General features: G+C 59.1%; 9 protein-coding genes. 1 reads left to right on the top strand and 8 read right to left on the bottom strand.

Features of this window, described 5'->3' with window-relative positions:
* The first annotated feature begins 32 nt into the window (after nt 1-32).
* Nucleotides 33-1,052, top strand: a complete 1,020-nt coding sequence (locus HGP14_RS36675) for a GlxA family transcriptional regulator (protein ID WP_168830934.1) — start codon at nt 33-35, stop codon at nt 1,050-1,052.
* A 16-nt stretch (nt 1,053-1,068) separates the two neighbouring features.
* Here the strand turns inward: HGP14_RS36675 and HGP14_RS16415 are convergent, their stop codons facing one another.
* The 8 genes from HGP14_RS16415 to HGP14_RS16380 all read right to left on the bottom strand — a co-directional run bounded on the left by HGP14_RS16415 (nt 1,069) and on the right by HGP14_RS16380 (nt 12,662).
* Complete coding sequence (locus HGP14_RS16415) at nt 1,069-2,400, bottom strand: diguanylate cyclase (protein ID WP_168830933.1); 1,332 nt, start codon at nt 2,398-2,400, stop codon at nt 1,069-1,071.
* Between the two features lie 201 nt (nt 2,401-2,601).
* On the bottom strand, nt 2,602-3,432 hold the full coding sequence (locus tag HGP14_RS16410) for a response regulator (protein ID WP_168830932.1): 831 nt from the start codon (nt 3,430-3,432) through the stop codon (nt 2,602-2,604).
* A 146-nt stretch (nt 3,433-3,578) separates the two neighbouring features.
* Nucleotides 3,579-6,092 (bottom strand): FAD-dependent oxidoreductase, encoded by a 2,514-nt coding sequence (locus HGP14_RS16405; protein ID WP_168830931.1) that lies wholly within the window; start codon nt 6,090-6,092, stop codon nt 3,579-3,581.
* Between the two features lie 194 nt (nt 6,093-6,286).
* A complete protein-coding gene (locus HGP14_RS16400; protein ID WP_168830930.1) occupies nt 6,287-6,550 on the bottom strand; it encodes a hypothetical protein in 264 nt (87 codons plus the stop codon).
* Between the two features lie 121 nt (nt 6,551-6,671).
* On the bottom strand, nt 6,672-9,230 hold the full coding sequence (locus HGP14_RS16395; protein ID WP_168830929.1) for a mechanosensitive ion channel family protein: 2,559 nt from the start codon (nt 9,228-9,230) through the stop codon (nt 6,672-6,674).
* An 88-nt stretch (nt 9,231-9,318) separates the two neighbouring features.
* The gene (locus HGP14_RS16390; protein WP_168831281.1) at nt 9,319-9,867 is read right to left on the bottom strand and encodes a DUF924 family protein; all 549 of its coding nucleotides are present in this window, start codon (nt 9,865-9,867) and stop codon (nt 9,319-9,321) included.
* A 24-nt stretch (nt 9,868-9,891) separates the two neighbouring features.
* On the bottom strand, nt 9,892-10,947 hold the full coding sequence (locus HGP14_RS16385) for a sensor histidine kinase (protein ID WP_168830928.1): 1,056 nt from the start codon (nt 10,945-10,947) through the stop codon (nt 9,892-9,894).
* A gap of 269 nt (nt 10,948-11,216) precedes the next feature.
* On the bottom strand, nt 11,217-12,662 hold the full coding sequence (locus HGP14_RS16380) for an MFS transporter (protein WP_168830927.1): 1,446 nt from the start codon (nt 12,660-12,662) through the stop codon (nt 11,217-11,219).
* Nucleotides 12,663-12,848: the final 186 nt, after the last annotated feature.

Raw genomic sequence — 12,848 nt, 5'->3', positions numbered from 1 at the left:
TAGACAGTCGCCCTCCAGTATGGATTTTGCTCATGAACAAGATGCTGACTAAGAAACGCTCTCTCGTCTTCTTCATGGTTCCCCAGTTCACCATGCTGCCCTTTTCAGCGGCGATCGATACCTTACGCATCGCCAACCGGATGCTGGGCTACCAAGCTTACACGTGGCGGCTCACTTCGGTCGATGGGAACAAGGTCTATTCCTCATGCGGCATCGGGGTCGAGGCAAACACCTCCCTTGCCGAAGAACGGCGTCATCTCGGCGGTGAGAACCGGCCAAACATGGTGCTCGTCTGTTCGGGCATCGACGTAGAGGATTTCAACAACAAGTCCGTCAATGCGTGGCTACGCGAATCCTACAATCGCGGTGTCGCGGTCGGCAGTCTCTGTACGGGCGCGCATGTGCTAGCTCAGGCCGGGCTCCTGAACGGCAAGCGTTGCGCGATCCACTGGGAGAACCTGCCGGGCTTCTCCGAAGCTTTTCCGCAAGCGGAGGTCTATGCCGATCTCTATGAGGTGGACAGCAATCTTTATACCTGCGCCGGCGGCACAGCCTCGCTCGACATGATGCTGAACCTGATCGGCCAGGATTTCGGAGAAAGCCTCGTCAACCGCGTCTGCGAACAGCACCTGACCGACCGGGTCCGCAGCCCGCACGACCGCCAGCGCCTGCCGCTTCGCGCACGTCTTGGCGTCCAGAATTCCAAGGTTCTGTCGATCATCGAATTGATGGAAGGCAATCTCGCAGAACCTCTGTCGCTGCTTGAGATCGCAGACGGTGCCGGGCTGTCCCGTCGTCAGATCGAGCGCCTTTTCCGCCAGGAAATGGGCCGCTCTCCCGCCCGCTACTATCTGGAGATCCGCCTCGATCGCGCCCGCCACTTGCTGGTGCAGTCTTCGATGCCGGTTGTCGAAGTTGCCGTCGCCTGCGGCTTCGTCTCTGCATCGCATTTCTCGAAGTGTTATCGCGAACTCTATCATCGCTCACCGCAACAGGAGCGCGCCGAGCGCAAGCTTACGATGGCAACGGCCCGAGAGGCGATCGCAGCGTGACGAAGACGGCGGCGCGCTATTGCGCCGCTTCTTCCGTCATCTTGGCATCTGAAAACACCTGATTGCGGCCCTTGTGCTTGGCCATGTAGAGAAACTGGTCGGCGGCGTTCAGATAGTTGTCGAAGGTCTCGTAGCCGGATACCTCAGCAACGCCGATCGACACGGTAACCGACAGCTCCTCGTCGTCGGCCGTCACCTTCAGCCGCGAAATATCCGAGCGGATCTCATCGCAAAGCTTCGTCGCGGAGGTGGAATCCATCAGCGGGAAAAGGATCGAGAACTCCTCGCCGCCGAGGCGCGAGAGCAGGTTGTCGCTGCCCTCGAACATCGCCGCAAGGCGATTGGCGACCGCCTTCAGCACCTTGTCGCCGATTTCGTGCCCATATGTGTCGTTCAGCCGCTTGAAATGATCGATGTCGAGGATGGCAACGGAACTAGGGGACTTCTGTCTCAGGCACTCGTTCACAATCTTCGGGCCGTGGTCGAAGAAATAGCGGCGATTATAAAGACCGGTGAGATAGTCGCATGCCGCCGCCGCCCGCAACTGCTTCATCTGCGCCAGCGTTTCGACGTTGTTGGCAATGCGCCATTGAAGCTCCTCGGCCACGAACGGCCGGTAGACGAAATCGCTTGCCCCGGCCTTCAGAAAGCTCGCAGACAGCATCCGGTCGGTGGAGGACGAGATACCCACGACCCGCATATTCTCGGAACCGAAGCGATGGCGGATGCGACGTGTCAGCTCGTAGCCCGTCATATCCGGCATATGGTGATCCGTCACCACGATCTCGATGTCGCCGTAAGTCTCAAGTGCAGCCAAGGCCTCCAGCCCGGAGGTCGCCTCGACGACCATGTATTGCTGCGCCTTCAGAAGATCGACGAGAATCTGGCGCGCAGAGGTGACGTCATCGACAACGAGAACGCGCGTCTTCCGGTTCAGCATTGCACGGCGGACGGCCGCGACCAGATTGTCGAGGGCAAATTCATTGTCCTTGAGGACGTAATCGATGACATTCCGCTCCATCACCCGGTTGCGGATGGCAACATCGAAGGTCGCGGTGAAAACGATCGCGGGAATATTATGCTCTACCGTGCAGTCGAGCGCCTCGCCATAGGGAGAATCCGGCAAATTCAGGTCGACGACCGCCAGTGTATAGCCGTGACCATCCTGTGCCAGCGCGTCCTGCAGTGCTTTCAACGAAGAGCATGGTTTGACGTGGAGGCCAAGTTCCGTCTGGAATCGGTGACAGAGCACAGCGGAAAACATCCGGGAATCTTCAACCAGAAGTATCGTCTGGCTGCCGAAGCGCGGGCCTGAGCCATCCCGATTGAAATCCGCTGGAAACGCCATACAGCCCGCCTATGTGCCGAAACGCAATGAAAGCCCGAATCGGCCTTCATTGCAGTGGCAGGGACGATAACCGAGAGGCCACGAAGATTGAAGCGCCGGAACGGCAGCAAAGAAACCTAAAATTGCAAAAATTCGTGAGTGAACAACGAGCGCGTTCTGATTCATCCAGAGTTCCTACCCGTATTGCGCTCTATTTTCGCGTCACGCAACCGCCCGCTCCTTCCTCATCGTCTGGATCTGCAGCAGCGTGTCGAGGTTCTGGTTGACGCGGCAGTAGAATTCCTCGTCGATAAAGGGCCGCAGCATGAAATCGTTGCCGCCTGCTTTCAGAAACCGCGCCGAAAGCAGCCGGTTGGACGAGGAAGAAACGCCGATGATGCGCAGCCGATGCGAGCCGATCGTGGCGCGGATGCGCCGCGTCAGCTCGAAGCCGTCGATGTCGGGCATATTGTAGTCGGTGACCATCAGCCCGATATCCGGATTGGTCTTCAGGATATCAAGCGCCTTGGCACCACTCTCGGCGACACTGACGCGGAAGTTGTAGCGCTTCAGGCGGCTGGAAAGGAGAGCCCGAGCTGTTGCGCTGTCGTCGACGATCAGAACGTGGTGGCGCTTGTTGGTGAGAAAGCGGCAGATCGATTCCGCCAGCAGATCGACGGCGAAGACATTGTCCTTGAGGATGTAGTCGACGATTTCCTTCGCGATCAACTCGTCGCGCAGGCCCTCATGGAATGTACCGGTGAAGACGATCGTCGGAATACTGAGATCGACCAGGTACTCCAGCGCCTCGCCTTTTTCAGCGCCGGGCAGATTGATGTTCGAGATCGCCAGCGTGATCGGCTCGATAGATTTGTCGTAGGCGAGTTGAAGATCCTCGAAACTGCGGCAGATCTCAACGTCGATGTCGAAAAGCTCTTTCAGCCGCTTGCTGATCATCGACGTAAAGACATTGGAATCCTCGGCCAGAAGAATACGCGCCCCGGCAAACATCTCGCCGGAATACTGCATCCCCGAAATGCCTAAAAAAGACATATGAAACCTTTTGATTGAAAACTTCTATTCCCCTGAAAATCGATACCTCAACTCGTTTGAGCAATTGTTAATCGCCGTATTGTTGGCCACAAGAAAAAGGCGGCCCACCGGGACCGCCTTCGATTTCTCGACTTATGCTTAAGAGATTATGCGCGAAGCGCCGCATTTTCCGCGTCGAACGGGCTTTCTCCAACGACCGTGGCATTATACATGGTGCCGAGGATCTTGATCTTCAGCCTTGTTCCGTCCTTGGCATAATCCGGCCGCAGCATGGCAAGCGCCAGCGAACGGTTGATGCGGAAGCCGAAGGTGCCGTTCGTCGCGCGGCCGACAAGCTCGCCGACCTCATTGTAGATGGCTTCCGAGCCGCGGGCGTCGACGTCATTGCCGGCCTCGACAACCAGGGTCGCAAAGTTCCACTTCAGGCCTTTTTCCTTGTAGGCAAGCAGAGCCTCGCGGCCGAGGAATTCCTTCTCCGGCTTGATGAAGCGGTCGAGCGCCGATTCATAGGCATTGTACTCGATCGACATTTCTCGCGGGATCAGGCGGTAGGATTTCTCGACCGACATCGAGAGCATGGCGCGAATACCGAAGGGCTTGATGCCGTACTCGGCACCCGCTTCCATCAGCTTGTCGAAGATGTAGTTCTGCATTTCGATCGGGTGATGGAGTTCCCAGCCGAGTTCGCCGACGAAGTTGACGCGGAGCGCATGCGCCGTTGCGGCACCGACAGAGATCTCCTTGCCTGTGAGCCAGGGGAAATCCTTATTCTCCAGGCTTGTGCGCGTGAGCTTCTTGAGAACGTCGCGGGACTTCGGACCGGCGAGCACGAGCACGCCGAGACGCTGGGTGATCGGCTGCAGGCGAACCGAACCATCGGCCGGTGCGAGCTTGCGCAGATAGTCGTGGTCATGCGCCTCGTAGGCGCCCGCGGACACGAGATAGAAGCGGCCCGGCGCCCATTCGTAGACCGTGAATTCAGCCCGCACGCCGCCACGCACCGTCAGCATATGGCAGAGTGCGATACGGCCGCGCTTCTTCGGAATGGCGTTGGCGAAAATCGAGTCCAGCCAGGCGCGCGCGCCGGGACCGGAGACTTCCATCTTCGCGAAGGCCGACATGTCGAGAACGCCGACATTCCGGTGAACGTTCATGACCTCGTTGCCGACATGTTCGAAATAGTTCGAGCGGCGGAACGACCATTTTTCGAGGATGCGGCCATCTTCGGTTGGCGCAGAGTGGTTATGGTTGGTGAGAACATCGGCGCCGACGCCGATCTGGTCCTTCGGAAGGTCGTAACCTTCGGGCGCAAACCAGTTTGCGCGTTCCCAGCCGTAAACGGAACCGAATACGGCGCCCATCTCTTTCAGGCGGTCATAGACTGGCGTCGTCTTCAGCGGACGGGCGGCGCCCCGCTCTTCGTCCGGATAGTGCATGGTGAAGACGTTGGCGTAAGCTTCCTCGTTCTTGGCGATCAGGTAGCCTTCGGTCGCATAAGGACCGAAACGGCGCGGATCGACGCCCATCATGTCGACGGTCGGTTCGCCATCGACAATCCATTCGGCAAGCTGCCAGCCCGCACCGCCGGCGGCGGTGATGCCGAAGGAATGTCCTTCGTTGAGCCAGAAGTTCTTGAGGCCCGGCGCCGGACCGACGATCGGGTTGCCGTCCGGAGTATAGGCGATCGCGCCGTTATAGACCTTCTTGATGCCGACTTCGCCGAAGGCCGGAACGCGGGTGATGGCGGCCTCGATATGCGGCATCAGGCGATCGAGATCTTCCTGGAATAGCTCGTATTCGCTCTCGTCCGACGGGCCATTGACGTAGCACACCGGCGCGCCGTGTTCGTAAGGACCGAGGATGAGGCCGCCGTTTTCCTCGCGCATGTACCAGGCGCTGTCGGATTCGCGCAGCACGCCCATCTCGGGGAGCCCTTTCGCCTTGCGCTCGAGGATCTCAGGATGCGGTTCGGTGACGATGTACTGATGCTCGACCGGAATGACCGGGATGTTGATGCCGACCATCTCGCCCGTCTTGCGGGCGAAGTTGCCCGTACAGCTGATGACATGCTCGGCAGTGATCTCGCCCTTGTCCGTCGTCACCTTCCAGAGCCCATCCGGCTGCTGCTCGATGGCGGTGACCGTCGTGTTGCGGTAGATGGTGGCGCCGCGGTCGCGGGCGCCTTTGGCGAGCGCCTGCGTCAGGTCGGCCGGCTGGATATAGCCATCGTCGGGATGCTGGATCGCGCCGAGCAGGCCGTCGGTCTCGCAGAGCGGCCAGACCTCCTTGACCTCTTCGGGCGTCAGGATCTTGACGTTGACGCCGATCGTCTCGGCGATGCCGGCATAGTACATGTACTCGTCCCAGCGGTCCTTGGTGCGGGCCAGACGAATGTTGGAGACTTGGCTGAAACCGACATTCATGCAGGTCTCTTCCTGCAGTTCCTGGTAGAAGCGAACCGAGTATTTGTGGATCTGGCCGACCGAGTAGCTCATGTTGAAGAGCGGCAGAAGTCCTGCGGCATGCCAGGTCGAGCCGGAGGTCAGCTCCTTGCGCTCAATCAGGACGGCATCGTCCCAGCCCTTCCTTGCAAGGTGATAGAGCGTCGAAACGCCGACGACGCCGCCGCCGATGACCACTGCCCGCGCATGTGTCTTCATGGAGAAATTACCCTCTGTTCAACTGAGCATCCGGAAGGGCCGGACGAAAATCACTATTCGGGACTATGCAGTGAGGCACGGTTCCCCAAACGCCTGTTTACGACATGCGAAAAGCTTGCCGCGACGACATGCGAATAGACAAGCGCGAAATGTGATTCCGGCGAAATTTCGGGACGCGCAGGTTCGGAGAGCGCCTATTTTATGACGGCAGCGCCTCTGACGATATCAACCGTCTCGCCGCCAGTAAGACCGATGCGGTCACCATCTGGCGTCATCATGAAGCAGCCTGTGCTGCAAAGCGTTTCGGAAGCACCGGCATCGACCACCACCTCCACGCGGTTGCCGCCTTCGGTGATGACAAGGACGACCGGTGCCGGATTGGTGTTGGTGATTGTCGCCGAATGCGCGCCTCCGGCGGCGAGAAGTGAAAGAAGCAGTGCAACGGCAAACCTTGCCATTCAATGCGGCGCAGCGAGCGCCCTCCCCTGGTGTATCTCGGCGCTGCTGCCCCCAGCAGCGAAATCCCGATTACCCAGGCTTTATAAGCACAAGCCTCTGAATGATCCCTGAATAAAGCGACTAGCTTTTGAGAGAGCGATCGGCGGTCTTGCCCCGCAACTGGCGCACCGCTCCGCCGTCCCTTTCGCTTTCGTCCTCCTGCCCCTCGTCTGCGATCATTAAGGAGGGCTCCTTTGCCGAAACCGGCGCGTTGTCACGGTGAAAAACGACATCGCTCTGCGGCAACGGGATTTCGATCCCTTCTTCCTTGAAGCGTTTGAGGATTGCAATGCGTAGGTTGTTTCTCACCTTCAGGCCCTCGCCCATATCCGCCAGCATAAAGCGCAGTTCGAAATCCAACGAGTAGGTGCCGAAACGCAGGAACTCGACATGCGGCTCCGGATTACGCAGCACGAAAGGAGCCTCGTTGACCAGTTCGAGCAGAATATCCATGACCTTCTGGGGATCGGCATCGTAGCTGACGAAAACCGGGATCTCCGAACGTCCGATCTTGTTGCGATGCGTCCAGTTTCCGACCGCAGCGTTGATGAGTTCGGAGTTCGGCACGATGATCGACTGTTTCCGGAAAGTCTCGATCTCCGTTGCACGCACAGATATCCGCGTGACAATGCCTTCCGCCGCGCCCGACACGACGTGGTCGCCGACCTTGAAAGGCCGCTCCACGAGAAGGATCAGACCCGACACGAAATTCGAGACGATGTTTTGCAAGCCGAAACCGATACCGACCGAGAGGGCGGAAGCGACAAGTGCAAGGTTCGACAAGTCGATCCCTGCCGCTGAAACGCCGATGATCGACGCGAGAGCGATGCCGAGATAACCGATGCCGGTCTTTACGGAGTTGCGCACGCCGATATCGACATGGCTTCGCGCCATGACGTTGCTGTCGAGCCAGCGCTGAATCCAGCGGGTCACGAGATAGCCGCCGGCAAAGAGCAGGATGCCGGTAAAGATGCCCAGCAGCGAAATGCTGATGCCGCCAAGGCGGACCTCGGTGAGAAGCCGGTAGGCGATCAGCTCAAGATCCTGGATATGGAAACCCCAGAGCAGCAGGGTCAGCGGAATGCCGGTCAGGAGTGCGACGCCATAGATCGCGAAGCCAACTGCGAGGCCGACCTGGTCGATCGCAACCGGTCCCATGTTGAAGCGGGTTCTCAGAAAGCGGCCGACGAAGGTGTCGCCGAAACTCTCTTGCCTGGAAATCGCCTTGCCCAAAAGCAGGCCGATATAGGTAGTCACCACGATAGCGCCGGTGATGATGAGCTGCGTCGCCACAAAGCGCGCAAGGCCGACATAGCCTGTCAATGCCGTCACGATAAGACCGAAGCCGAGGAGGCGCAGGATGATCGCCATCCCACGCGGCCAGTGGCGGCCAGGCGCATCCGGGTCGCCGCTGCGCGCCAGCATGGGCCGGCCGAAGGAGGCCGCAATCAGGATCAGACCAATGATCAAGGCGGCGATCAGACTCCTGACGACAGTCAGAACCAGCGGTGAGCCCATGGCCTCGCTGATGGAGCTGAAGAAATAGTCGAGGGCGTTGACGATCGCCATTGCGAGCAGGCATGCGCCGATCGATTGCGCGCCGCGGTTCGATAGCCGCACGAGACGCCAGTGTGGTTCGCGTGGCGCGAAGATTGCATTGCTAAATCGGGCAACGAAATAGATAAGTCCGATCGCCGCGAAAAGGGCCGCGACGACAGGCGCGATATCCGGCCTCAACACATTGAAACCGTTAAGGAAGAAATATGATGTGACCAGCACTGCGACAAGCGCGAATGTCCGGATCAGCGTTGACCAGAAGGCAACGGAGAGCCGGCTGATATAGGAGGGATTCTCAACACCCTCATCCCGCGTCAAATAGCGGCCGAACATGCGGTAACCGCCTGAAAGCATGATCAGGCCCGTTCCGAGCGACATAAAGATTGCCGCAAACAGCCCGAAGCGTTTGAACTTCCACGCGAAACTAAGCCAGCTCGAAAGCGCCTGCTGGAATTCGCTGACCTCCTTGACAAACGCAGTGCCGGCATCGCCGAAAACAGAAGCCGAAACTTCGGTGCGTCTCAGCAATGTCGCGGCAAAGAGACGGCGGCGGGTTTCGGCCACTTGGTTCATCAGCTTGTTGATGCCAAGCGAGAGGTTTTCAGCGTCGCCGGTCACGGCGTTGATCTGCGAACGTTCGGCCATCAGGGCGTTTCGCTCGTCGGTCACAATCTTCGCTTCCGGCGGCTGCCCTTCCTTCGGCGGATCGCCGATCTCAGCAAGGCGATTCGTGATCTGCTCGAGGCGCGGCCGGAGAGTGACCGAGCTCGCGAGAATATTGCGTCCCAACTCGTCCACCTGAGCGGACAGCCCGACGAGCGCATCGTCGTCGGTGGCGTTCTGCTTCACGCTCTCCTGCAGAGAGGCGAGCTTCGACTTGGCCTTTTCAATATCCTTGACGGCTTGATCGAGCGGTGAATCGACAACCGGGGCTGGCGCCTGCTGTGCCTGAGCCTGCGCTTGCGGCTGCTCCTGAACTTGCGGCTGTTCCTGCGCGGCGGCGGAGCCGCCAGGCAAACCGCCAGCAGACAGCGCAAAAATCAGGTAAAGAAATGACAGGAGCAGAATGAGTTTCGGCCGCAAAATGTCCCCGCTAGGATTCTCTTCGTGATGAGGCCGTGTTTTATAGCAAAGAAAGGCGACAGAAAGGCGGATGTTCTTTTTCCGCCTCTCAGAAGCCGGCGCCAGGCTTCGCAAGATACTCCAATTCTGCCGCGGTCGAGGCTCTTCCGATGATGGCATTGCGATGCGGAAACCGGCCAAAAGTAGCGATCACGTCGCGATGGCGAATCGCATAGTCGAGATAGTCGGCGTCACCTAGCGCCTGAAACAGGGTCACCGACTGCTCCTGCGCCGCTATGTCTTCGGCATGCTCGAAAGGCATATAGAAAAACGCCCTGCATTCTTTATCGACGAGCCGGTCGGCGCCGGCATCGATGGCCAGTTTCGCCTCGCGAAGCGCCAATCCATCCGTCGCAAAGGCAAGCGGTGTGTTCCGGTAGATATTCCGAGGGAACTGATCGAGGACGATGACCGCCGCAAGCCGGTTCTTGGGGCTGGCATGCCAGGACCCGATAATGCCTCCCGCCAACGCCAGGTGCGTATCCCGGAAGCGGTCTCGAATTTCCTCATCCAGCGACAGCGTCGACTGAAACCACTTTTCGCGGCTGCATCTTTCGAACCAAAAGGAATAGACCTCCTCCGGTGCACATATCCTGATCGTCACTTTGCCCCCTAGCACCGGTCAACTGACGGGAAAAATCAAAATGGCGCGCGTGCCGCGACACGCCGGATCATAAGTGAGTTCCGACTTCAGGCTTGCGGCCATGGCAGTCAGAATCTTCGTGCCGAGGCCGCTCCCTCTCGCCGGGCTCGAATGATCGAAGCCGCCGCCATCGTCTTCGACAACGAGATGCAACTCCTCATCGAACCGTTCCACGATAACCCGAATCTCGCCGTGCACACCTTCACGATAGGCATATTTGAAGGCATTGGTAACGAGTTCGCCGACAATAAGGCCAAGCGTGACGACCTTGTCTGTCGGCAGATTGATCGGGCCCGCCGTCAGCACGATGCGGTGAGGCCGCTTGTCGTCGCGAATGGAAGCCTCCAGCTCGCTCAGGAAATTCTGGAGATATTCATCAACCTGGACCTTGCCGATCTGGCGGCTGTCGTAAAGACGCCGGTGAACGCTCGCGATAGCATTGATGCGCGACTGCGTTTCATGCAGCGCGTCGATCGCCACCTGGTCCGTTAAGATCGACGACTGCATGCGGATCAGTGCGCCGACGAGGCCGAGACTGTTCGCGACGCGATGGTTGACTTCGGCAAGCAGCAGCTCCGCGCGGTCCCGCTGCTGGCGGATCAGCTCTTGCGCCTCGGCCGTCTCCCGCCGGAAGCGCGCCCGCTCCAGGCTTTGTTCCAGCGTCGCCGCGACCAGATCGAAGTAGTCGGGGGAACTGCCCTTGAGCACATAGTCATCCGCACCCGCCTTTAACGCTGCCACGGCAATGCCGGTGTCGTTGGCGCCCGTCGCATAGACGACAGGGGGACGATCAGGCAGCGCCATTAATTGCGGCAGGAAATCAAGGCCAAGTTCTGTTTCCAGCGTATGATCGAGCACCACCGCGTCGATACCGCCGTCAGCGATGCGTCGCAGCGCGGCGGCACCATCCTGCACCCATTCGACCTCGAAACCGTGCTGGGTCAGGTGTTCTTGCATCAGCAGCCCGAGCATCTCGTCCTCGTCGACATAGAGGATGCGGATTTCGGACTTCGCATCGTCGGGAGCTTCACCCATGCGCCCTCCGGAGGCTGCCAGGCAGCCACGCAACGGCCCCGCGGCGAGGGCATCCGCGATCGAATGTCGTATTGCATCGGTCATTGCGCGTAAACGGCGGCGAAGCCTCCGCCCCCCTGACCTTCAATCGAAGGAAGTTCGAATTTGGAACCATAGCGGCAATATAACCCTGCCCGCAGGACAACTCGCGGGATGAAAAGATACTGCGAACGGAAAGATGCGCAAACCCGCTGCTAAACGCGCCTGACCCGGAATAGTTCCGTCCGAGATCAAGTTTTTTGGTACCGCTTGTGCTTCGAGACCTCCGCACCGGCATCTGCAGGCAGCCTAAGAAAGCGCAAGGATGAAACGATTCCAATCAGGCCAATTGCAGCAAAAGCCCAGCGGAAATCCGCAAGCGCAGGCTCTGCCGCTGAACGCAACGCAACGGAGACATTGAGCACCGCTGCGGCCACCGCGACCCCGAGCAGCATGGAGAGCTGCTGCAGCATGCTTGACAATGTCGACGCGGAACTGCGCCGCGCCGGACCGACGTCGGCGAAGGAAAGCGTGTTCAGCGCGGTGAATTGCATCGAACGCGAAAGTCCCGCCACAAGCAGGATTGCGTAGATGACCGTTTGCGGCGTAGCCGGCGTGAAAAAGCCGCAGGCAATGATAGAACAAGCGGCAATCAATCCGTTGAAACAGAGAACATTGCGGAATCCGAACCGCGCAAGCAACGGCGTCGTCACGACCTTCATGCCGAGATTGCCGAGAAAATAAACCAGCAGATATGTCCCCGCAGCAATCGAACCGAGCCCGAAACCGAGCTGGAACAGCAACGGCAGCAGGAAGGGCGTGGCGTTGACCGCGAGCCGGCAGGCCGTGCCCGCGGAAAGCGTCGACATCGCGAAGGTCTCGACCTTGAAGGCCGAGAGGTCGAGCAGTGGATTTTTCACCCGCAGGAAATGCCGGATTGCCATGCCGGAAAGCGCAATACCCGCCGCAACCATCGCCAAGACGGCAAGCAGGCTGCCCTCCCACTTTACCGAGAGCTCGAGCGCGGCGAGCACGAATGTCATGCCGGCGCCACTCAGAATAAAGCCCAGGATGTCGAGGGGGCCGGCATCCTCCTCGCGTTGTTCCGGCACGAAACGCAGCACGAGCGCGATGCCGAGCAACCCGATCGGTATATTGATCAGAAAGTTCCAGTGCCAGCTTGCATAGGTGGTGATGAAACTGCCGAGGACCGGCCCGACGACCGGCGCCGTCAGCGCGGGCCATGTGATCAGCGCGATCGCGTTCACTAGCTCGGATTTCGGGGCATTCTTCAAGACGATGATGCGTCCGACCGGCGTCATCAACGCGGCGCCGGCACCCTGGATCGCACGCGCAACGATGAATTCCGCAAGGCTACCGGATAGGCCGCAAAAGAGCGAAGCACCGGTGAAGACCGCAATCGACGCCAGGAAGACCCGGCGCGCCCCGAAACGATCGCCGAGCCATCCGGAAAGCGGGATGAAGGCCGACATCGTCAGCATGTAGACGGTGATGCCGATGCTCATGGAGACCGGCTGCACACCAAAACTCACCGCCATCTGCGGCAGGGACGTCGCGACGATCGTACCGTCGAGAATTTGCATGAAGAACGATACGGCGACCACCAGTGCCACGATTTTCGCCTGGCGGCCGCTCGCCGCCTCGTCCGGCTTTTCACTCGTCTGTACAGCGGTCATCGATACGTCACTGAGTATTGCGGAAAGAACCGCTTATCGCGCGGTCAGGCAGGATTGAGGCACTTTGATACGCCGCTCGTGCCGAAGCGAAAAGCAAAAACAACCAAGCGCCGCTCATAATTTCCAATTTGCTGAAATGGCCTATCAATCGACGGCACAAATTGGCTTCACAAACGTTAATGTAGA

Origin of the sequence: Rhizobium sp. P32RR-XVIII (assembly GCF_012641395.1) — a bacterium.
In the GTDB taxonomy this organism is placed as follows: domain Bacteria; phylum Pseudomonadota; class Alphaproteobacteria; order Rhizobiales; family Rhizobiaceae; genus Rhizobium.
This window is presented reverse-complemented; position numbering and strand designations above follow the sequence as displayed.